General features: G+C 46.2%; 23 protein-coding genes. 11 read left to right on the forward strand and 12 right to left on the reverse strand.

The features are described 5' to 3' along the window. Positions 1-48: 48 nt before the first annotated feature. From QJS83_RS02570 to QJS83_RS02605, 8 genes are all read left to right on the forward strand, one after another. The gene (locus QJS83_RS02570) at positions 49-801 is read left to right on the forward strand and encodes a hypothetical protein (RefSeq protein ID WP_284607459.1); all 753 of its coding nucleotides are present in this window, start codon (positions 49-51) and stop codon (positions 799-801) included. Positions 802-886: 85 nt separating this feature from the next. Continuing rightward, on the forward strand, positions 887-1,189 hold the full coding sequence (locus QJS83_RS02575) for a hypothetical protein (protein ID WP_284607461.1): 303 nt from the start codon (positions 887-889) through the stop codon (positions 1,187-1,189). Positions 1,190-1,203: 14 nt separating this feature from the next. Continuing rightward, positions 1,204-1,629: a nucleoside-diphosphate kinase gene (ndk, locus tag QJS83_RS02580; RefSeq protein WP_041873596.1), complete on the forward strand. Its 426-nt coding sequence runs from the start codon at positions 1,204-1,206 to the stop codon at positions 1,627-1,629. A gap of 27 nt (positions 1,630-1,656) precedes the next feature. After that, positions 1,657-2,835: a class I SAM-dependent RNA methyltransferase gene (locus tag QJS83_RS02585; protein ID WP_284607488.1), complete on the forward strand. Its 1,179-nt coding sequence runs from the start codon at positions 1,657-1,659 to the stop codon at positions 2,833-2,835. Positions 2,836-2,861: 26 nt separating this feature from the next. Further along, entirely contained in the window at positions 2,862-3,611 is a 750-nt protein-coding gene (locus QJS83_RS02590; protein ID WP_284607490.1) for a tetratricopeptide repeat protein, read from the forward strand. Then, positions 3,608-4,744, forward strand: coding sequence for a helix-turn-helix domain-containing protein (locus tag QJS83_RS02595; RefSeq protein WP_284607492.1), 1,137 nt, complete (start codon positions 3,608-3,610; stop codon positions 4,742-4,744). The genes QJS83_RS02590 and QJS83_RS02595 overlap by 4 nt, the downstream gene beginning before the upstream one ends. Before the next feature lie 2 nt (positions 4,745-4,746). Continuing rightward, positions 4,747-6,060, forward strand: coding sequence for an ArnT family glycosyltransferase (locus QJS83_RS02600; RefSeq protein ID WP_284607494.1), 1,314 nt, complete (start codon positions 4,747-4,749; stop codon positions 6,058-6,060). Next, positions 6,060-7,268: a hypothetical protein gene (locus QJS83_RS02605; RefSeq protein WP_284607495.1), complete on the forward strand. Its 1,209-nt coding sequence runs from the start codon at positions 6,060-6,062 to the stop codon at positions 7,266-7,268. The genes QJS83_RS02600 and QJS83_RS02605 overlap by 1 nt, the downstream gene beginning before the upstream one ends. Here QJS83_RS02605 and QJS83_RS02610 read toward each other — a convergent pair. Beyond that, the gene (locus QJS83_RS02610) at positions 7,265-7,573 is read right to left on the reverse strand and encodes a 2Fe-2S iron-sulfur cluster-binding protein (RefSeq protein ID WP_284607497.1); all 309 of its coding nucleotides are present in this window, start codon (positions 7,571-7,573) and stop codon (positions 7,265-7,267) included. The two genes, QJS83_RS02605 and QJS83_RS02610, sit on opposite strands and share 4 nt — an antisense overlap. Positions 7,574-7,642: 69 nt before the next feature. On the opposite strand from QJS83_RS02610, the gene QJS83_RS02615 reads away from it, so the two are divergent. Continuing rightward, a complete protein-coding gene (locus QJS83_RS02615; RefSeq protein ID WP_284607499.1) occupies positions 7,643-8,263 on the forward strand; it encodes a 3'-5' exonuclease in 621 nt (206 codons plus the stop codon). 91 nt (positions 8,264-8,354) lie between these two features. Here QJS83_RS02615 and QJS83_RS02620 read toward each other — a convergent pair whose 3' ends face one another. From QJS83_RS02620 to QJS83_RS02635, 4 genes are all read right to left on the reverse strand, one after another. Further along, entirely contained in the window at positions 8,355-9,599 is a 1,245-nt protein-coding gene (locus tag QJS83_RS02620) for a hypothetical protein (protein WP_350159275.1), read from the reverse strand. 155 nt (positions 9,600-9,754) lie between these two features. Further along, positions 9,755-11,374, reverse strand: a complete 1,620-nt coding sequence (locus tag QJS83_RS02625) for an NAD+ synthase (RefSeq protein ID WP_284607502.1) — start codon at positions 11,372-11,374, stop codon at positions 9,755-9,757. Then, the gene (locus tag QJS83_RS02630) at positions 11,371-11,748 is read right to left on the reverse strand and encodes a DUF2203 domain-containing protein (RefSeq protein WP_284607504.1); all 378 of its coding nucleotides are present in this window, start codon (positions 11,746-11,748) and stop codon (positions 11,371-11,373) included. The genes QJS83_RS02625 and QJS83_RS02630 overlap by 4 nt, the downstream gene beginning before the upstream one ends. A 112-nt stretch (positions 11,749-11,860) precedes the next feature. Next, on the reverse strand, positions 11,861-12,643 hold the full coding sequence (locus tag QJS83_RS02635) for a hypothetical protein (RefSeq protein ID WP_284607506.1): 783 nt from the start codon (positions 12,641-12,643) through the stop codon (positions 11,861-11,863). Between the two features lie 100 nt (positions 12,644-12,743). Here QJS83_RS02635 and QJS83_RS02640 point away from each other — a divergent pair, with 100 nt between their 5' ends. Further along, entirely contained in the window at positions 12,744-13,967 is a 1,224-nt protein-coding gene (locus tag QJS83_RS02640; RefSeq protein ID WP_284607507.1) for a tetratricopeptide repeat protein, read from the forward strand. Here QJS83_RS02640 and rimO read toward each other — a convergent pair. The 3 genes from rimO to QJS83_RS02655 are packed head-to-tail and all read right to left on the reverse strand — an operon-like array spanning position 13,964 to position 16,504. Then, positions 13,964-15,337, reverse strand: coding sequence for a 30S ribosomal protein S12 methylthiotransferase RimO (gene rimO, locus QJS83_RS02645; protein WP_284607509.1), 1,374 nt, complete (start codon positions 15,335-15,337; stop codon positions 13,964-13,966). The genes QJS83_RS02640 and rimO overlap by 4 nt on opposite strands. Next, positions 15,334-15,981, reverse strand: a complete 648-nt coding sequence (locus tag QJS83_RS02650) for a LolA family protein (protein WP_284607511.1) — start codon at positions 15,979-15,981, stop codon at positions 15,334-15,336. Before QJS83_RS02650 ends, rimO begins: the two co-directional genes overlap by 4 nt. Positions 15,982-15,988: 7 nt before the next feature. After that, positions 15,989-16,504 (reverse strand): hypothetical protein, encoded by a 516-nt coding sequence (locus QJS83_RS02655; protein ID WP_284607513.1) that lies wholly within the window; start codon positions 16,502-16,504, stop codon positions 15,989-15,991. A gap of 222 nt (positions 16,505-16,726) precedes the next feature. Between QJS83_RS02655 and QJS83_RS02660 the strand changes: the two genes are divergently transcribed. Next, a complete protein-coding gene (locus QJS83_RS02660; RefSeq protein ID WP_284607515.1) occupies positions 16,727-17,524 on the forward strand; it encodes a protein-glutamine glutaminase family protein in 798 nt (265 codons plus the stop codon). On the opposite strand, the gene QJS83_RS02665 is transcribed toward QJS83_RS02660, so the two are convergent. The 4 genes from QJS83_RS02665 to rpmA form a co-directional block, all read right to left on the reverse strand. Then, positions 17,521-17,991 carry a 23S rRNA (pseudouridine(1915)-N(3))-methyltransferase RlmH gene (locus QJS83_RS02665; RefSeq protein WP_284607517.1) on the reverse strand — a complete coding sequence of 157 codons (471 nt, stop codon included), beginning with the start codon at positions 17,989-17,991 and terminating at the stop codon, positions 17,521-17,523. The two genes, QJS83_RS02660 and QJS83_RS02665, sit on opposite strands and share 4 nt — an antisense overlap. Next, positions 17,991-19,025 (reverse strand): nicotinate (nicotinamide) nucleotide adenylyltransferase, encoded by a 1,035-nt coding sequence (gene nadD, locus QJS83_RS02670; protein WP_284607518.1) that lies wholly within the window; start codon positions 19,023-19,025, stop codon positions 17,991-17,993. Before nadD ends, QJS83_RS02665 begins: the two co-directional genes overlap by 1 nt. Further along, positions 19,025-20,056 carry a GTPase ObgE gene (gene obgE / locus QJS83_RS02675; protein ID WP_284607520.1) on the reverse strand — a complete coding sequence of 344 codons (1,032 nt, stop codon included), beginning with the start codon at positions 20,054-20,056 and terminating at the stop codon, positions 19,025-19,027. The genes nadD and obgE overlap by 1 nt, the downstream gene beginning before the upstream one ends. A gap of 100 nt (positions 20,057-20,156) precedes the next feature. Beyond that, positions 20,157-20,417 (reverse strand): 50S ribosomal protein L27, encoded by a 261-nt coding sequence (gene rpmA, locus QJS83_RS02680; RefSeq protein ID WP_284607521.1) that lies wholly within the window; start codon positions 20,415-20,417, stop codon positions 20,157-20,159. Between the last annotated feature and the right edge of the window lie 13 nt (positions 20,418-20,430).

The following is a 20,430-nucleotide window of genomic DNA, read 5'->3' on the forward strand; positions in this document are numbered from 1 at the left end:
TCATTACGGGTCCCACACGATGGGGCTTGTTGTGATAAAAGCTCCTATATGAAAAGAACAAGTCTTTTAATTATTACTTCGATCCTACTCAGTGCAATCAACTCACTTGCATCTTCTGAAGAGTCGTTCGCTCGAGGTTTTATTATCGCTGCTGATTCCCGCGATCACAGAGCTTGTGATATCGCTCAGCAAAAGGTGCTTGCGCTCACAGGCACGAACGTTCTTTCATTCTGTACTGGTGGCGGTGAAAATCCATTCTCTGTCGCCATTATCACTGTTCCTGCCAATGAGTTTGAATTTGTCTCGGAGGCTGAATCCGCCCATGCAGATAAACTGACGATAGCGTCTCCAGGAGTCGCCGTCATCGTAGGCATTCCCAGAAGTCGAGAGACAGACAATTATTTCCGTGTGAGTTCCCGCCGTGACAAAGCCAATTTGACAGTTTTCCGTCAACGCGATTTCGGCGCCATGGAAGAACGTAGAGAAACAACATTTACTCTCGCATTCGTGCTGAAAAGTCACACCGAGGAAGGCAAAAGAAAAGATCACCGCATTGCCAACTCCGTTTCGCGTAAGCTTATCTACAATCGCGGAGAAATCAGCATCACGGAATCTCAGTATAAATCCATCGTAAAGAAGGCCGCGAACATCATGGAGACTATCAACGCCGCGATCGGCTCCGTCACAGATAACAGAACCTCCGTCGGTTTCTTTAAACCACCTCCATCGTGTGACCCGAACCGAAATTGCCCTAAGCCAGCGGGTCTGAGTATCGGCCTTTCCGTCAGCATCCGTTTCTAAAATAACGACTCTTTTCCTGGATGAGATTTTTATTTGACTATTTGCAGCAATAGTCCTAAGAAAAGCCCCATCCAGGAGATCTAAGATGAAGAAATTATTGGTTTTTGCCCTGCTTGCAGCGAGCCCCGCTTTTGCCGGTCGTATCGATGAAATCGTGATCATGACAACGGAAAGTGTGGAAGAAACTTTGAGCCTTCTTGATGCCGACAAAACTTATCAAATCACGTATCAGGACTTCACCACGCCGGACCAAGGTTATGACCTCGCGGTGCAAACCAAGCTTAACGTAAGGAATGTCCATTCAGGACGAAACCAGGAGTGGACATGTGTCACTCAATTCGTTAAAACTCCTAGGTTCTTTGACGTTTCTAAAACAGATTGTAAATAAACAAGGAGATATCCATGGCTATCGAGCAAACATTCTCAATCATTAAGCCAAACGCAATGAAGAAAAACGCTATCGGCGACATCATCAGCATGTTTGAAGCAAACGGCTTGAAAATCGCTGCAGCGAAAATCACTATTCTTTCTAAAGCTAAAGCTGAAGAGTTCTACGCTGAACACAAAGAGCGTCCTTTCTTCGGTGAGCTTGTTTCTTTCATGACTTCTGGCCCAGTTTGTTTGATGTGCTTGCAAGGTGAAAACGCAGTTTTGAAAAACCGCGAAATCATGGGTGCTACGGATCCTAAAAAAGCTAACGCAGGAACAGTTCGCGCTAAGTTCGGTGACAACGTTGGTGAGAACGCAGTTCACGGTTCTGACTCTGCAGCTTCTGCAGCTCGCGAACTTGCTTTGTTCTTCGAAAAACACGAAATCTGCAACGTTTAATTATTTAAACTGAAACAGCGATTTTAAATGTCTGTAAAAACAAACAAGGGGGGAGCGCAAGCTCCCCTTCTTGGTTCAAAGATCAAACTCAATATCGAAAAACTCGCCATTGGCGGTGCTGGAGTCGCTCGACACGAGGGCATGGTTGTCTTCGTTCCTCAAGCAGCGCCCAATGAAGAAGTTTTGGCCGAGGTCACTCTCGTCAAAAAGAATTTCGTTGAAGCCAAGATCGTTGAAATTCTCAAACCAGGTCCTGCTCGCCGGGATGCACCCTGTGCTGTCGCTTCTATCTGTGGCGGTTGCAACTGGCAGCACATCACGGAAGAAGAACAGCTTCGCCAAAAAGAAAAACTGGTTTTAGAGACGATCAAAAAGTTCAATCCCGGTTTGCAGTTTGAATATCTTCCGATCAAAGGAAGTCCGCGCCATCTTCGTTATCGCAATCGTATTCAACCAAAGTTCAAAGACGGAAAGTTCGGTTTCTTTGCAAGAAACTCGCACGACATCGTTGAGATCAAAGACTGCTTAATCACAGAAGAAACTTTGACCAATAAGTTTTCTGAAGTCCGTGATTGGGCAAAACAGAAACAGTCCAAAGATTTACAGAGAATGGAAATGTACATCGCTGAAGAAGGCGATGTGCGCTACGGGCTCATCACCGATGAAGATGACGGCATCGGTTTTTCTCAAGTGAACCGCTTTCAAAATGAAGACCTGGTGAACAGGGCTCTTGAATGGGCTGGCGATTACAACTATGAACGGGTTTTCGACCTTTACGCCGGCGCTGGCAACTTTACTTTCCCTTTGGCATCGAAGTATCAAAATTCGTCGGTCGTTGGTGTCGAGCTCAACCCCAAACTTGTCGAACGCGCTAAATCCCGTATCAAAGAAAAGCGCATGCGCTATTTTCTGTCTGATGTCGAAAGCTACATGCGCAGAGCCGTCATCGGAAACCAGGATTTAGTCCTGCTCGATCCGCCTCGCGCCGGTGCGAGCAAGTACATTATGCGTGCATTGGCGGCAGCTCACCCGAAAAAGATCGTTTATATCAGCTGTCACCCTGTTTCCCTGGCGCGCGACCTTAACTGGTTCTTTGCGTGGGCCGAGAAACTCGGTAAGCGTGTCACCCTCTCTCGAGTTCAAGCGTTCGAGATGTTCCCGCAAACAGACCATGTCGAGACTATTGCTGAGCTCAGGGTTGACTAATAGCTCTCGAGTGATACCTTTTTAACATGCGTAAATGGATTCTCGCGCTCTGTGCACTTTCAATAGTGGGCTGTGCCAGTAAGGACAAAGAAAAAGCCGATCTCTATCTTCGAATGGGAGCTTCCCAACTCGAGAGCGGCAACTATCCGGCAGCCCTTCGTGATCTTCTTAAGGCTGAAGAACTCAACTCTTCCGACCCGGTCGTTCAGAACAATCTGGGCTTGGTCTATTTTTTCAGAGAGCGCTATGATCTTTCTGAAAAACATTTGCGTAAAGCTATAGACCTAGAGCCAAAATATACGGAAGCTCGCAACAACCTTTCGCGCGTGCTTATCGAGGAAGGCAAATACGCCGAAGCTGAGAGCGAGTTGAAAATCGTCTTGAACGACCTTACCTACGGAAGTCCAGAAAAAGCGTACGTTAATTTCGGTCTCGCGAAATTCAATCAAAAAGATTATTCGGCAGCTCGCAGTGCTTTTTCAAAGGTGCTGAGCTCACAACCTGACGACTGCATCGCGAATACTTATTTTGGCAGAACGTTCTTTGAAACCCAGGACTATTCACGAGCCACCGAGGCTCTGGATCGCGCCATTGGATTTTGCCAAAAGAACTTGTACGATGAACCTCATTACTTCAGCGCTTTAGCTTACTATCGTCTAGGTGACAAATCCAAGGCGATCGCACGCTTCGAGGAAATCGTGAAATACTATCCGACAGGAAAGTATCGCGAGAAAGCCAAGGGAATGCTTAGTTTGATTCGAAAGGGACACGGATGAAAAAGACCGGAGAAATTTTAAAGAAAGCCCGCGAGGAAAAAGGTCTTTCTCTCAACGAGATTGGTCTTTCTTTAAAAATTAACAGCAAAGTTTTAAAAGCGATTGAAGAGGGCGACGACGCTCACCTTCCCGCGAAAACTTTTCTGCGCGGTTTTGTGCAAAGTTATGCGAACTTTTTGCATTTAGATTCCGACAAAGTCCTTGAGGTTTTTTACGAAGAAATGGGTTCGACAAAACCGAAACCTTATATTCGTCCCACGGAGTCTGACAAATCAGCGACTTTAATCACTGAAAATGCGCCCGGTGCCGGTGCCGCTACTGCGACGGGAAGTGAGCCTCAGGAAAACAAAACGGAAGCAAGCGTAACGCCGATTCGCAGAACGCCTCCACCTTCTTCTAAATCTGATGGAATGGAATCTCTTCGCGAAAATAAAACAACGAAAACCGTCGCCATCATTTCTGTCGGTGTTGTTCTGGTAGGCTTGATTCTATTCACTAAAAAAATGATCGATAAGTATTCTAAAGAAGCCGAAGTTCCAAGCTCTGAAGTGGCACAAACCATGGAAGGAGCGACTCCGGTAACCGCAGAAACGCCACAACTCACAGAAGTTGAAACGTCTGCTGCGACAACAACTGAGAGCCCGTTGGGTTCTTTGACGACGCCCGCAGCGACTGTGCCTGCGACATTGCCAAGTCCAACCCCGGCCGCTTCACCTGCCGTTTCAACTCCGGCGAAGCCTATAGCAACAGCGTCACCGACACCGGCGGTTTCACCATCACCTTCGCCAACTCCAGTAGCTACAGCGAAACCGACGCCAACTCCCGCTGTGAGTCCTTCGCCGACAGCAACGCCTGTCGCAAGCCCGTCTCCAACACCGACGCCGACTCCAAAAGAGTCAAACAAACCTGTCGAGTTGATCGTCGAGGCATTGGATACAGTTGAGATCGAATACGCAGCTCCAAATGGCAAGCCACAGAAGATCCGTCTTTCTGCTGAACAAGTACATACTTTCAAGAGCAAGAGCGGACTTAAAATCAACTTCTCTAACGGCGGCGCTGTAAATCTTATTCATAACGGAAAAGAAGTCGGTATCCCGGGCGATCTCGGTAAACCTATTAAGTTGAGCTATTAATCTTGAAAGACCTTCGTCGTCTTTGGACCCTCAGTCTTATTTTTAAACTCGTTCTTGCGGCACTCATACCCTTGAGTGCCGATGAAGCCTATTACTGGGTTTGGTCCCAGCGCCTGCAACTTTCTTACTTTGATCATCCACCCATGGTGGCGTGGCTTTTTTCACTGGGAAGTTTTTTGGAGCCGTTGCTGCATGCGGTCCGTTGGCCATCAGTAATTCTCGGTCATCTTACGATTTTAGTTTGGTACTTCATTCTGAAGGATCGTGTCTCGCTTGAGAAGTTTAAGATCTGGATTTATCTCGTTCTGTTCTCTCCTCTTTTAGGTTTTGGCTCTTTAATCGTGACACCGGATGTTCCCGTCGTGTTCTTTTGGTCCCTTTCCATGTACTTCGCACTGCAAGCCTTGGAAACCAAAAAAATTTCATCGTATGTGGCTCTCGGTTCGGCGCTGGGGTTGGGATTTTGCTCGAAGTATCACATCGTCCTTTTTGTGCCATGTCTTCTGATTTATTTGCTTGCGGAAAAAAAATGGCGTGAGGCGCGTTGGACCGGTGTCCTGCTTACGATCATCACGGGTCTTATTTTTTGTGCGCCAGTTTTAGTTTGGAATCTGCAAAACGATTTCCAGTCTTTCCGATTTCAACTCAATCACGGTCTTGAAAAATCCGTCTACAATCCCGAGTGGACTGTTTCCTATCTGCTGGGACAAGTTCTGATCATCTTTCCTTTGGTCTTTTGGGCTGCTTTGCGTGCGAAAGTCCCAACGAATATGCGTTGGCTTTATTATTTTGCCTGGGGTCCGATTTTATTTTTCTTCGCGACTTCATTCCGCGCCTTGGTTGAGGCAAATTGGCCCATCATTGCATATCCTGCGGTGTTGGCGTTGGCGCTATTTTATCCACGAATTGAAACGTGGCTTAAGTACTACATTGGTTTTTGGGGCCTCATTGTTACGGTCGTTGTGGCCACTCTTTTTATTCCTCAGCTTCGCAATCTAAACTCGAAAGTTCGCGAGCCTTATGACTTCCAAAACCTGAGCGCCGTTGCTAAAGAAGTGTCTCCTCTTTACGCCAGCAGCTATCAAATGGCGGCTTCGCTTTGGTATTTTAGCAAGGTTCCTACGTTTAAGCTTAAAGATATCAGCCGTTTTGATTTCTTTGACACGCTTCCCGAGGCCATGCCAACCGGAAATAGGTTTTATTTAGTGAAGCGCGAGACAAATGGTTTACCTGCGTGGGTTTCCGAACAACAATGGCAAATGAAGGAAATCAAAAAGATCTCCCCTGACTTTGTGTTGTTGGAATTCACACGCTAATGAAACTGATAGGCGCTATTTCTTTTTTGCTGGTCACTTTTTTCTTGTACGGTTTTTACGTAAACCAGTACGAGCCCAGCGTTATTCCTCCGCAAATCGCCCGCGAACACTCTGCAAATATCAATGATTATAAAGGCGTTCTTAACGTACATACGGAATTAAGCAGTGGCTCTGCCAGTGCCAGCTTCGTTATCACTTCGGCGAAATTGGCGAACCTGGATTTTTTGATGTTCACGGATTTGAATATCTTCAATATGCCAACGACGTTCGAATCTTATCACGGCAATCTCTTGGTTTTTTCCGCGGGCAAATACAGTTATCTGGATTCGCGTTTGATTTATTACTCATTAAATCAGGAGAGCATCGGCAACAACTTCGGCGAAGCGCAGGTCAAGCTGGCGGACCTTCTTTCACAAAATCTTGGTGCGAGTAAAGAATCGCTCGTCATCCTCTCACATCCTTATAAAGCCGGCTACTCGTGGAGCGGAGACATTCCCACGGGTCTTGACGGGTTTGAACTCGTCAATCTTAAGAGTCTCGCTAACAGAGCCTGGGAAGAGTCAAAAATTTCCACTCTATGGAGTTTTTTGATTTATCCATTTAATCCGCGTTTGGCGTTTCTTCGTCTTTACACGGAACCCACTGACGAAATCGCTCTTCTGGATAAACTCAGTCAGCAAAGAAAAATTATCGTGTATGCAGGGACAGAAGCGTCCGCGCGCGCGATTCCTTTGGCAAATTATTTCATTCGCTTTCCTAGCTACAAAAGATCGTTTGAGTTCGTGAGCAATCACGTTTTGCTTAAGTCAGAACTGACGGGAAGTTTCAACAGTGATCGCGTGAAAGTGTTCAATGCTTTAAAAAACGGAAACTTCTATATTGCTCTTGATATGCTCGGCGACCCAAAAGGTTTCACAGCGACTTTGGAAGAGGAAAACAAATCGCATTTAATGGGTTCTGAAGTGAAGTTTTCCAAGAACATGTCTTTGCGAATTGCTCTGCCGGCAAAACCTAAAGATTTCTTTGAGATTCTTGTCTTCAAAAACGGAGAAGTCGTCACACGCTTTAATCAGCCGGAAGGCGTCTATCAAATTACGGAGCCTGGTACTTACCGTGTCCAGGTGCGAGTCAGCCCTATGCTCCCGCTTCCTGACGCTAAAAAGTGGATTACCTGGATTTACACAAATCCGTTCTTCGTGAAGCCCTAAGAACCACTCGGGATACGCACCTTAAGACCATGGATCGGATGAATTTGGCAGGCCAGACGCTCCTCTTTGCGGAACGTTCGGTCCATGGCCATTTCGGCCTCCAATTCACTGCGCGGATGGAGTTCTTCAAGACCTTCTTCCACCCAAAGCAGACATGTTCCGCAGGTCCCATTCCCGCCACAAGTATGATTGATGTTTACGCCATTCCGTAAAGCCACGTCCAAGACAGACTCGTCTTTTTGACCCACCGGGACAATAAGCTCGTCCGGTAAAAAGGTTATATATTTTCCAGACTTAGGCTTCACTCCAGGGAACTCCTTCAAAAGGGCACTCTTTAGTTGAAACAACCCTCTCCATTTTGTATCAATATTTTCATGAGATTCATAGCTTTTGACTTAGAGACCACTGGTACTGTTCCTGGAGTAGATCAAATTGTAGAAATCGGAGCCGTGCGCTTCATCGATGGACAGCCGGAGGCGATCTTTGCGACTCTCGTTGACCCACAACGTCCGATTCCGCCAGGCGCTTCTGCAGTCAACGGCATCAGCGACGACATGGTTAAAGGAAAACCACTTATCGAAAGTCTTTTGCCTTCATTGGCAGAATTCTGCGGCGACGACATTCTTGTTGCTCACAACGCGCCTTTCGATGCTCAGTTCCTTACAGCAGACATCAAAAAGTACGAAACAGTCGCGCCTAAAGGTTTGATTCTCGACACTCTTCCGATCGCAAGAAAAGTTTTTCCAGGACTTCCTAACTACAAGTTGGGAACTCTTGTACAGCACTTGAAGATTCCTACGACAGATTTCCATAGAGCTGAAGAGGATGCTTCATATTGCGGTCACTTATTCCATCAGATGGTAAAAAGAATTTCCATCGGTGGCCAACCACCTCAAGTAGGAAATCTTGTGGCGTTGACGGGTAAACCTGAGCTTCGTTTCCCACAAATCGTGCGCCAACCAAAACAAATGGATTTGTTCGGAAATCTTCTTTAGTTTTTCCTTTTAAAAAATGAATAAAAAAAGCCTGCGAGTTTTAAACAAGCAGGCTTTTTTTTGCCTCGTTCTCGGAAATGGGTCTTTGCCCTTAAAGGGATTTAAGGAATTCAACGAGGTCCGCTTTTTCACCACTCGACAAACCGAGCTTAAAGTGTCCGTTGTAGTGATTCACAACTTCCGCAAAATTTGCGAAACGACCGTCATGATAGAAGCCTCCTTGCGCGTGAGCCCAAGCCCCTTTTAGCGGCGTAGTTCGATAGCGCTCATCCGGAGATCGCTTCGCTTGAAATTCATCAATACCAATCTCAGAGCCTTTATGCATATTCCAACCTGGTTCCGTATAAAGAGGCGGAACATGACAAGTGGCGCACTTAGCTTTACCGTTGAAAAGAGTTTCCCCGCGCGTAGCCATAATTTGGTCATAAGAACTTGGCGGAGCTTGCGGCGCTAAAAGAGACAATTGATAAAAATGCAAAGCCGCAAGTTTTGGTGTGATCAAGTCATTGTCCGTTTTTGTGTGACCCATGCGTGCTCGAGCTGCCACCGGAAACTTCACCGGATCATCAAGACGAGGGTCATAGAAATTTCCTTGGCCGTGCATTTCTAAATTCGCCACGAATGCATTCCAATACGTGACAGAACCCCAGCCTGTATATGTATGAAGATTCACACCCGCCAAGCCATAGGCCGGTGGAAGCAAAGTCGCAGCCGTTTTTCCGTCAGGGCGGAAGCCTTTTCCATCAAGGAAAAGCTCTGCATCGAATTTTCCCGGTCCCCACGCGAGAATCACTTTTCTTGTCGTAGCATCATCGACACCCAAAAGATTATTTACGACTGTCAAATCAGGTGAAAGATTTATGATCGCGCCGACGTTCAAATCGCGATTAGGCCAACCATCAAGACGATGTCCAATCCCGGTCGTCAGGGAGTTATCTACAGTGGAATGGCAAAGAGCGCAGGTAATGCCCACCGAAGTCATTTTGCCGGATTTATTGAAGATACCTTTAAGCCCCACAATGGCTTCTTCTTTTAAAAGCTGAATGCTTGTGTTGGGATCATCGAGATCGGCAGTTCCATTTTGAATGGCCGCCAGTGTTTCAGGAGACAGCGAATCCACATCGACTTTCAAGCCCACCGCCAATGCGGTTCTAGGGCTTACGCCAGCGCCCACTCCACCATTTTTGGCACCAATAATGGCGCGATGAATTTTTAGCTTTCCACCCCAAAAGGCTTCACTACCAAAAGTATCAAAACGGAAAATATCTCTTCCGTCTGACAGCAAATCTTGTTTGTGAAAGTTCCAAGCCAGCGCCGTCGCCGTTGTTGCTAGTATTAAAAGAGAAGCCAAAAATATTTTTTTGTTTTTCACCGAATCCTCCTGGTGCGATGGATTCGTTGAGCTTAGGCCTCTAAAGAGGAAGGCAGCAATAACTTAAGTCTTGTATTTTGATGCCTTCAATACGGTAACGTCTGCCTCATTAACAAATGTTATTCTTTTGCTTTGTGAGCAATCGGATATCTGCGTCCGCGTCCGAAAGAGTGTGAAGACACTTTCAAAATCGGCGGCGCTTGCCAACGCTTGAACTCGGTTCTTAACAAAACCGGAAGCAACCATTTGTCTGCTGTCGTCCTTGCAGCTCCAGACTGCGCAACAAGATTTTCCACAGACTTATCCAGGTCCTCATAAGGCGGTAATGTGTCTTGATCTTTTTGATTCGGGCGAAGTTCTGCTGATGGTGCACGGTCAATAATCTGGCTGGGAATGACTTCGCCTTGTTTGTTATAAAAACGTGCTAAAGCGTAGACTTGCTCTTTTGTAAGATCGCCGAGCGGAGCCAAACCACCACACATGTCTCCATACAGTGTCGAGTAACCAGCAGCGTATTCACTTTTATTACTGGTTGTAAGAAGAAGGCTGTTTTCCTTATTGGAATAGGCCATCAAAGTAATTCCACGCAAACGCGCTTGCAAATTCTCATTCACCAGACTGAACCCTGAAAGACCCAAACCTTTTTCAAGAGAATTTACAACCTCTTCATACATGGAGCCAATTTCAACGACTTTGAATTCCACTCCCAGATTTCCTGCAAGATCTTTTGCTAAAGATAAACTCTCAGGAGCATTAAACGGCCCCGGCAATCCGATAGTGACGACGTTGTTGGGACCGAGAGCATCGACTGCCAGAGCGGCCACCACCGCAGAATCGATGCCACCACTCAACCCCAAATGAATTTTCTTTAGACCTGTTTTTGCGCAGAAATCGCGGATACCCAGAACCAACGCGCGACGAAGCTCTTCTGTCGCTTCGAGTTTGGGATTTTCGTTCCATGCTTCCAATGTATCGAGATCAATAACGTTGATATCTTCTTCGAACTGCTGGCACGTCAGAACTTTCTTGCCTTTTTTATCAACGACGAAACTTCCGCCATCGAAAATGATTTCGTCTTGAGCGCCCACAAGGTTGACGTACATCATCGGCGCTTTAAAAGCGGCTGCGGTTTGGCTAACAACGTATTCTCTTTGCTTCATTTTCCCAACAAAGTACGGAGAAGCGCTAAGATTGATGACCATATCCACTTTTTGCTTTTTTACTTTTTGCAGAGGATTTTCAATATAAGGAGAATGACCTTTTTTATCCGGCCATGCCCAGATGTCTTCACAGATTGTCAGGAAAAACTTTTTTCCCTTCCACGCAAAATAATTTTTAGAGAGATCGCCTTGTTCAATAAAGCGAGCCTCATCAAAAACGTCACCCGTAGGCAGAAGCTGCTTGTGGAAGAAGCGCGGCTTTTGCCCTTTGGCGACAAACATGGCACTGTTAAAATACGGGCGGCCTTTTTTTGCGGGATTCTTAGTTATGAGTCCGAAGATAACGCCGATCCCTTTCGGTAGTTTGCGAATCAATTCCTTGCAGACGGCTTCCTGCTTGGCGACGATCTTGGCGCGTTCAAGAAGATCGAAGGGATGATAGCCAAAAAGAGAACACTCAGGAAACACGACAAGATCACACTTGCGTTGTTGCGCCTGGTGGACGAAATCTAAAATTTTTTCTTTGTTGGATTCAAAGTCTGCTAACGTCGGATTGATTTGGGCTAAGGCGATTCTCATTCAATCAATATACGCCCAGAAAAGCCGTCTTGGTAGCCATGCCAGTGATTAATTTCAACCTCAGGATATTTCCAGCAATAGTAGCCATCCCCGTTGTCAAAATCGGCCATCCATAGGCCCTTAGGTTGAGCTCCCAACTTTTCGATCTTGCTCTGCCAACGGTCAATGATGGCATTGATTTCCGCTTCGATAATAGCCACGGATGGATGTGATTTATCCGAGAAAGCTTCAATGCGGTTTAAATGAGTTTTTACCTCGCGGCTTGATTCCTCAGTCATGCGGTAAATGATGGGAAGAAGACGGCGCGCGTCCTGTAACGTAAAAGTCTTATTGCGATTGATTTCAACCACATTTTCCAAATGGAAGTCCCCCATCCCGCATTTCTGATGAACGGTGTATCCATTAAAGATCTTTGGCTTTCAAGAAATTAAAGCGATAACAGACAACTTAAGAATTTCTATGAAGAATTTCTAAACGCGACGCAGATTATTTCTCAAAACTCTTCGACATTTGCAGAGCTTGACCGCCAATGAAAATCACTAAGGCGATAACGATCGCGGCAATGAAAAGATAACGTATAAAATTTCCAATGGTCATCGGAGCTTCTTCTTCGATAACTGTTTTAGGCTCCGGTTTTTTCACCGTCATTTTCTTTGGTGGCGGCGCAAAACCCTCGCCCGCATTAAGAATCTTTGCCGTACCTTCGGCTTTCTTTTCTAACTTCTTCTTCTCGGCCTCCGTAAGACCGGTAATGGCCACAGACGTGATCTTTCTGCGTGCACCTACATAGGTAGCTCCGTTACTGCCTTTAAAGAAATCACCACTCCCCCCGCCCTCTAAAGCGATTTCAATGGTTTTTCCAGCGCGGCCATTCCCCGTTTCTACACCGGAAGACGGGCGACGGTTGTTTCTAAAATAGCGGCTGCCACCGCGAGACGCGGAACCGGCATAAGTGCCACTGGAACCCCCGTAAGAACTCGAAGAAGAAGATGACGAGTTTGCGGGCGGAGGTGGATTGGTTTGAGGCGGAGTCGTATTAGTATTGCTGTTGTTGATTGGTGGTCTTCCATTACCCACCGTGGCTGCGGCAAACCGGGCATTACAGCCTTCATCAGCGACTGCTGTATCCTCGCCCCCCAAAGTAGGCAGTTCACCCATCTCAAGAAGGCACTGCACGTAATCGCCCATGTAAGATTTTAAAAACGTTTGCATCGGAGTGAAGATTTGCGAAATCAAAGCCAGCACGAGCGATACGGTAATCACCAGCATTAGGACATATTCAATCAAGGCCTGGCCCTTATTGTCCCGGAGTCTAGCTGTAAATTGAGATTTCTTCACTCGAAAGAGCATTTAGGTCATACTACAACATATGATGAATGGACTGAATTTCAATCGCTTCTTATTTATTCTGTTCTTGTCTTTTGTCTCATTATTAAACACCGGCACGGCAGAGGCCCAGACTTCCGGACAGGCGAAGGATGAGTTTTCGCTCTTCGAAGAAGAGGTAAAACCCGCCGCCACTCCGGCAGCGAAGCCCGCGACACCCACACAAACGCCGTCAGCGTCGGCTCTTCCTGCTGTGACACCAGCTCCTGTTGTCGCGGAAATTCCTGCGGAAGAAACGGCCGACCAAAAAATTGAAAGACTGAAAAAAGAAATTCGGAAAGGTCCACAAAACGCAGGACTGATTGTGCAGTTGGCGGACGAACTCTTTAAAAAAGGCGAATACGAAAAGGTCACTCTGCTTTTGTGGAAACATGTCGACAAAATCGACCGCAAAGGTTTGCTTTTGTTAGCCAAGGCTCATGAACAGCGCAAAGAACCAACAGAGATGATCCGCGCTCTGAATGTTCTTATCGGGAAAGACGAAAAAGATTTTGAAGCCTATAGCCTGATGGGAAATGCGTATGTCTTGCAAAAGAAAAGCAAAGACGCCATGGAAAGCTACAAAAAATCCATTGAGCTAAATGCGAAGTACGAACCCGCATATGAAGGTCTTGTGCAGCTCTATGAAAAAAGAGATCCTCCGAACCTTTATGAGCTACGCATCTTGTATCAAGACATGATTCAGAATATTGGAGCTCGCCCGCAGTATCTGCGTAAAATGTGTGAGATCAACACTCAAGACGGCACTTATGAACCCGCGATCCAATCATGCAAGGAAGCGATTCAAAAAGATCCTAAAGTCGCAGATCCCTATGTTTATCTCGGCGTCGCTTACAAAGCGATTGGTGAGGACGATACCGCGATGAAAACTTTGAAGAAAGCGTCCAAGGACTTCCCGAAGTCGGAGCTCGCCCAATACCAGTATGGTCGCTTGCTTGAAGAACAAAAAAGCTATGTAGACGCGATGAAGGTATTTAAAGTGGGAACGGAAGCAGATCCGCAAGCGGCGCGCTCCTGGTTGGGATTAGCGACGACGTCTTTTGAGATTCGTAAATACGAGTTATCACTTTTGGCTTACAAGAACGCCTGCAAGTACGACAAAAAAAATGCGGTGGCCTTTCGCAGAGCCACCACAGTTTTAAGAAATGCTAAAAATAAACAATGGGTCGATAAGTTCGAAAACGCTTCAGAGAACTGTACGTTCTAGTTCTCGACAACGATCTCACCAAGAAGATCGTATTCCATGCTTTGGGTGATGTGAACTTTAACCATGTCACCCACTTGCGCTTCACCATCGTTGATCAAGACGACACCGTCGATGTCTGGAGCTTGACCCCAGAAACGGCCTTGCAACAACAAATCAGTTTCTTCACTGAAGCCTTCGACGATCACTTCAATCGTTTTACCAATGAAGTCTCTGTGCTTTTCACGAGAGATGTTTTGTTGAATTTCCATCACGGCGTCGTGACGATATTGTTTTGTCTCTTCATCAACTTGGTTGTCCATACGGCCGCCTGGAGTGTTTTCTTCAGGTGAGTATTTGAAACAACCTACACGGTCGAATTGTTGATCCGCGATGAAATTCAAAAGCTCTTCAAACTGCTCTTGCGTTTCGCCTGGGAAACCCACGATGAATTGCGTGCGGATCACAGCCTCAGGAATATGTTCGCGAATATTCATCAAAGCTGTCTCGATCTCGTCACGAGTCATCTTGCGGTTCATGCTCTTAAGAACCTGATCGTTGATGTGCTGCAAAGGCATGTCGAAATACTTTACGATCTTTTTGCTGTTCTTAATTACTTGAACCATCTCTGGAGTGATTCCATCTGGATACAAGTACATCAAACGAATCCATTGCAGACCTTCAACTTGATCCAAGGCTTTCAGAAGTTCCACAGGGCTTTCTTTACGAGTTGGATCTTTACGACGGATGTCCCAACCGTAGTCCGTGAAATCATGGCTGATGATGATAAGCTCTTTAACGCCGCCAGCAACCAAAAGTCTCGCTTCCGCAACAATCGCATCAATCGAACGAGATTGAAGATTTCCACGGATCAAAGGAATCGCACAGAACGCACAACGCTTCATGCAACCTTCAGAGATTTTTAAATAAGCACGGTGGCCCGGTTGAGAGTTCACGCGCGGAGTTTCATCTTCCTGCAAATAAGTCGGAAGGTTGAAGAATGTTTTTTGTTTGTCGCCATCATTGGATTTTTTAAGAATCTTCGCGATGTTTTGGAACTCTCCAGAACCAACAAAAAGATCGGCCTCTGGAAGACCCTCAACAAGTTCGTCTTTGTAACGTTGAGTAAGACAACCCGCCACGACGACTTTTTTGATTTTACCTTCTTGCTTCAACTCACCCATTTCAAGAATGCGCTGAATAGATTCTTTCTTTGAATCTTCAATGAAGCCACACGTGTTCACGATGACTGTGTCCGCCTGATCCGCCTCGCCTACGACTTGGTAGCCGTCTTTCATCAACGTGCCGGCCATGATCTCACTGTCGACAAGATTCTTAGGACAACCTAGAGAGATAAAATGAACTTTGTTATTTGCCGCTGTCTCTTGTTTCATAGATCCGTCACCTGTGCACCTTTGGGAGGTTGATATTTGAACAAACTTTTCTTTTCTTTTTTCTTAAACTCGACATTGGAAAAACTGAGAGTCGTTAGATTGCCAATGTCATCCGTGTAGTTGATCTCTTTCATCGTGTTGGATTTTGTATCCAAAACCACTTGCAGAGACTTCACCGTGAGATCCTCATAAAGCGGAGTCACATCCAGCTTCACCAGGTCACCATCTTTAGTTTCTTTTTTAATTTTAAAATTCTTTTCAAGATTGGCGCCCATCAACGAAGAAATCAAAATATGCGAGCGCGTTTTTTTATCTACCTGGCCTTTGGCAACTTGCACAGGACCGCCGAATTCTTTTGGCGGAGTTTGCTCACTCCAAATGGTCGAGCCGTCAAACACCAGCAATGATTTTTCTGGCGTCGTGTTTTCCCAACGGAACTTTCCGCTCGCCAAATAAATCTTTCCGGAGTGTTTTGTTTCTTTTCCGAGAAGTTCTGACTTCACCGTCTTATCCACATTCATCTCCACAAGTTTCGCCGCGCGATACTTGCTTGAAACTTTTTGTAGAGCTCCGTTTGTAGCGGCCATCGCAAACAGGGCGATGAAAGACGTGATAAAAAACAAGATACTGAATCTTTTAGACATTCCGGCTTTATAGCAGATCCTTGGACGCTCCGCAAGAGAGGCTCCTTCGTGCAAAGACCCAAACTTCAAAGTGAGAAGGACTCCCAAGAGCCTTGTGGGCCGCCCGCGCTGTAGCCCCTGTTGTAAGGATATCATCGACGAAAACCCAGAGGATCTCTGTCGAGTCTGTAGACAGGTCTGAATATTTTTCAAGAAGCTCCATCTCAAGCAAAGCTCGCTCTCCGCGAGCGGCTCCCCTTTGATGGACGGAGGTGGATTTGCGTAGGCACGGCATAAATTCAGCACCAAGCAAATGAGCCAATGCCTCCCCCCAATTGTAGGCATGGTCTTCCATGTTCGCGCGCCGTGCGGGCGCTGGCACAATGCGGATGTGTTTATTTGTTGGCAGTGTTTCTAACATAAACGCCATGAACTGATTCGCGTAATAATTCCAGCCGGATTTGGTGCCAGGCCCTTTGAGGTTCAGAATCAGAGTGGAAAGGAGATCGCTTTCCCCCGGATGCCACCGATAGAGAGATCGCACTTTGAGCGGATGTGACGGGGTAAAGACGCATTCGCGGAACCTTGCGAGTTGCTTTGCGCAGGGTTTGCAAAGGTATCCGAAATGAACCTGTAAAGATCCGCAATGAAGACAGCAAGAGCCGTAAAATTTTAAGAAATCACAAAAAAGATTCATCCCAATGGCCCCCTGCAATTTCTTTGACTCTCTCTAAGTGGCGTCCTAGAAGTGGCTTAAGAGGGGACCATGAAATTATTCGCATTCATTCTAGCTTTGGGATTTTCACTGACCGGTTTTGCATCAACAAAGGGCGTGTCTGCTGTTCGTCACGCGCATGAAAGCTATGATCAAGCTTTGCACCGCCACCTTTTCTTGAACACTTTCCAGGTTCAGTTTCCTCTCGACAGAGAATCCCGTTCCGTTCCCGCGGAGCGTGCGAAAAAGCCTTTGAAGAATCTAAATCTTAACGACATTCCGGATGTAGGTTCTTATGCTGACCTAGAGAACGAGTTTAAATACATCCGCGACACACGCTTCATGAAATCTCAGGACCCCCATTTTCCGCGTCGCATGACTTGGCTTTATCCCGATGACGGCTGTTACGCACGTGCTGAGATGGCGAAAGTGGAGCTCGTAGATCATCATTTCCCTGCTCCGAAAAAACTTTTTGTCTTCGGAAATCTGTATGCGAAAACATCGAACTCCCCGACAGGCGATGTTCAGTGGTGGTACCATGTGGCCGTCACATACCGCGTCGGCAACGAAGCTTATGTGTTCGATCCGGCTGTAGAGCCCAAGCGTCCTTTAAAAATCACAGAGTGGAACGATCTTATCGGCGGCAGCAAAGCGGTTCTTCAATACTCTATTTGTTCTGCGCACACATTTGATCCAATGATGGATTGCTATCATCCGCATGAGATGACGACGGATGAGGCGATTTATGAGCAGAAAGCTTTCTTCAGCGACGAGTGGGATCGTTTGCTTGAACTCAAGCGCAGCCCTGAAAAAGAACTAGGCAACTATCCGCCTTGGCTTGAGAACTAAATATTGTGATACGGAATTTTTTTGATGATGGTGAAAGCGCGATAGATCTGCTCTAGACTCATTGCCTGAGCCATTAAATGGTTCATCACCATCGGCGACAACGCCACTTTGAGGTCAGCTCTTTTGCGGACCTCTTCATTCACTCCGAATGCGCCGCCGATAATAAAGATCGCGCGCTTCTTGGAACTTCCCAAAATGTTTTCTATTTTTTTCGAGAACTGAATGGAATCAAAGGTGGAGCCTCTTTCATCAAAGAGGACTACATAGTCATCGCTATTGATATTTTTAAGAAGGAGTTCGGACTCTTCATTGCGCTTGAAGTCCGCATCTTCACGCGCAGACTTCTTGGCTTTGAGCGTTTGAATTTCGAAGGGAACAAAGAAAGAGATTTTCTTTTTGTACAACTCGCTGGCTTCGTCAGCCCAAGCTTCCTTTGCCGTCGCGAGATTGTACAAAACGAATTTCATTAGGCTTTTGCCTCTGGTTTTCCAACATAAGGATCTTTAAGACCCATGTCCTTGCCTTCTCTCCAAAGGTTTTCAAGGCTGTATTCCTGACGAACGAAATCGTAGAACACGTGCACGATCAAAGAGCCGTAGTCGACAAGAACCCAGCGTCCTTCGTCCATACCTTCGACGCTTTGTGGATGAACGTTGTACTCTTCTTTTACGGCCATCACGACGTTTTCAGCCATCGCAGCCGCGTGACGAGTCGACGTACCCGAGGCAATCAAAGTGTATTCGCTGGAAGAAGCTACGCCTGTAAGGTCGAAACCACGAACGTTGATACCTTTTTTCGCGAACAAAACATCAGCACAGAACTCAGTGAATTTTTTGAAGTCACCGATGCGGTCGCCCAAGTTTCTGTAAAGCTTGTTTTCTTTGATGTAGGATTCAACAGCCAACGGAAGATATTTTTCAACCGGCTTTCCTGTGCGCAACCACTTACGAACTTCGCTGGCAGAAATCTCGATATCACGCAAAGTGATGAACTGAATGTTTCTGCCTGTGTTCAACTCGATGAAGTTAAAGTCGAAATCAGAAACCATCGGCTTCAAGTAACCTGGCATCTCATCCAAAGATTCCGGTGTTTCATAACCAGGACGAGTCGTGACGATCAAATTCGCTTCCGTCAAAAGCTTCTGATAGTCTTTCCATTGAGAAAGCTCTTCAAACTTATCTGCACCGACAACAAGATAAAGATCCGCAGCTTCGTATGTTTTACGAAGATTCATCACTGTATCGATTGTGTAGCTCATGCCACCGCGTTTGATCTCTTGATCGTCAACAAAGTAAGTGTCACCGTATTGGCCGAATGCCAAACGAGTCAGTTCCAAGCGCTGCTCAGGCGTCGGGCCTTCAACCGGCGTCTTCAAAGGATTTTGAGCCGCAGGGATGATATGGACTTTGCCAAGACCCGCTTTTTTCGCCACTGTTTGAATGGCGTTGATGTGGCCCATATGAGGAGGATTAAAGCTTCCGCCAAAAATTCCAATTTTCATTATTCTTCTTCCTCTTTTAAAATCTGACGAGCGAGCTCTTGGATAAATTCTTTGATGTTCTTACCCGTAACGGCAGAAATCGCATATGGCTCTGAGCCCGAGACTTCTTTAAATTTATTTTTTAGTTTCAATAACTGCGTTTCACCCAAAGTGTCGATTTTGTTGAGCACGACAAACTGAGGACGCGTGGCAAGAGGGAAAAAGCCCTCTTTGTCCTTGTTCTTTTCATCGTACATTTTGAGTTCATAGTTAATGTCTTCAAAATCTTGAAGCGGATCACGGCCTGACATTCCCGAAGCATCCACCAAGTGAATGAAAAGACGTGTACGTTCAATGTGTTTTAAGAATTGAATTCCGAGTCCAACGCCTTCGTGCGCACCCTTCACCAATCCTGGAATGTCAGCGACAACAAAAGACGTGTAATCACCCGCCTTCACCACACCGAGATTTGGTGTTAGCGTCGTAAACGGATAGTCAGCAATTTTTGGTTTCGCTGCAGAGATACGCGAGATCAAAGTAGATTTACCCGCGTTCGGGAAGCCGATGATACCGACGTCCGCGATGAGTTTCAGCTCAAGCTTCACTTCGATCTCTTCGCCTTCTTCACCAGGTTGAGCATAGTCTGGAGCCTGGTTTACTGAAGTTTTGAAGAATTCATTGCCTTTACCGCCACGTCCGCCTTTAAGCAGAACGTGTTCTTCAATGCCGGTCATATCAACGATGATTTCGCCCTCAAGAGTACGAAGTACAGTTCCTTGAGGAACGATCAATACAAGATCTTCCCCGTTAGGCCCTGCCTTCTGGCGCCCCATACCCATATGTCCGTTTTGAGCGGCGTAACGTTTGTTAGGTCTTATATCGACGAGAGAGTTGATATGTTTAGACGTGCGGATAATAACGTCGCCGCCTTTACCACCGTCACCACCATCTGGTCCACCACGAGGCATAAGAGATTCACGGCGGTAGCTCACGCAACCGGGACCGCCACGACCAGAGGCTAAAGTAATTTTGACTTCATCGATAAATTTCATTGCAGCACCGTGTATACTAAAAAAGGAGCCATGAGGTGGCTCCTTTTTTAATCTATTGAAAAAATGTCTTGGTGCTTATCGAACTGACTAATCTAAAAGATTAAACAGCTTTTGGATAAACACTGACTTTGAAACGCTCTTTAGAGAAACGTTCAAACTTAACAAGACCTTCGATAACAGAGTAGATCGTGTAGTCACGACCCATTTTTACGTTGTTGCCCAAGTGGAATTTTGTTCCACGTTGACGAACAATGATTGTTCCAGGAAGAACTTTTTCACCACCGAAGCGTTTTACACCTAAGCGTTTACTCTGTGAATCACGACCGTTCTTTGTACTACCACCGGCTTTTTTACTTGCCATGACTAACCTCTCT

Source organism: Bdellovibrio sp. 22V (genome assembly GCF_030169785.1).
Classification (GTDB): domain Bacteria; phylum Bdellovibrionota; class Bdellovibrionia; order Bdellovibrionales; family Bdellovibrionaceae; genus Bdellovibrio.

Coding starts and splice junctions, on each gene's coding strand:
- QJS83_RS02570 (WP_284607459.1), top strand. CDS start 49: ATGAAAAGAACAAGTCTTTTAATTATTACTTCGATCCTACTCAGTGCA.
- QJS83_RS02575 (WP_284607461.1), top strand. CDS start 887: ATGAAGAAATTATTGGTTTTTGCCCTGCTTGCAGCGAGCCCCGCTTTT.
- ndk (WP_041873596.1), top strand. CDS start 1,204: ATGGCTATCGAGCAAACATTCTCAATCATTAAGCCAAACGCAATGAAG.
- QJS83_RS02585 (WP_284607488.1), top strand. CDS start 1,657: ATGTCTGTAAAAACAAACAAGGGGGGAGCGCAAGCTCCCCTTCTTGGT.
- QJS83_RS02590 (WP_284607490.1), top strand. CDS start 2,862: ATGCGTAAATGGATTCTCGCGCTCTGTGCACTTTCAATAGTGGGCTGT.
- QJS83_RS02595 (WP_284607492.1), top strand. CDS start 3,608: ATGAAAAAGACCGGAGAAATTTTAAAGAAAGCCCGCGAGGAAAAAGGT.
- QJS83_RS02605 (WP_284607495.1), top strand. CDS start 6,060: ATGAAACTGATAGGCGCTATTTCTTTTTTGCTGGTCACTTTTTTCTTG.
- QJS83_RS02615 (WP_284607499.1), top strand. CDS start 7,643: ATGAGATTCATAGCTTTTGACTTAGAGACCACTGGTACTGTTCCTGGA.
- QJS83_RS02625 (WP_284607502.1), bottom strand. CDS start 11,374: ATGAGAATCGCCTTAGCCCAAATCAATCCGACGTTAGCAGACTTTGAA.
- QJS83_RS02630 (WP_284607504.1), bottom strand. CDS start 11,748: ATGGGGGACTTCCATTTGGAAAATGTGGTTGAAATCAATCGCAATAAG.
- QJS83_RS02635 (WP_284607506.1), bottom strand. CDS start 12,643: ATGCTGGTGATTACCGTATCGCTCGTGCTGGCTTTGATTTCGCAAATC.
- QJS83_RS02640 (WP_284607507.1), top strand. CDS start 12,744: ATGATGAATGGACTGAATTTCAATCGCTTCTTATTTATTCTGTTCTTG.
- rimO (WP_284607509.1), bottom strand. CDS start 15,337: ATGAAACAAGAGACAGCGGCAAATAACAAAGTTCATTTTATCTCTCTA.
- QJS83_RS02650 (WP_284607511.1), bottom strand. CDS start 15,981: ATGTCTAAAAGATTCAGTATCTTGTTTTTTATCACGTCTTTCATCGCC.
- QJS83_RS02660 (WP_284607515.1), top strand. CDS start 16,727: ATGAAATTATTCGCATTCATTCTAGCTTTGGGATTTTCACTGACCGGT.
- QJS83_RS02665 (WP_284607517.1), bottom strand. CDS start 17,991: ATGAAATTCGTTTTGTACAATCTCGCGACGGCAAAGGAAGCTTGGGCT.
- nadD (WP_284607518.1), bottom strand. CDS start 19,025: ATGAAAATTGGAATTTTTGGCGGAAGCTTTAATCCTCCTCATATGGGC.
- obgE (WP_284607520.1), bottom strand. CDS start 20,056: ATGAAATTTATCGATGAAGTCAAAATTACTTTAGCCTCTGGTCGTGGC.
- rpmA (WP_284607521.1), bottom strand. CDS start 20,417: ATGGCAAGTAAAAAAGCCGGTGGTAGTACAAAGAACGGTCGTGATTCA.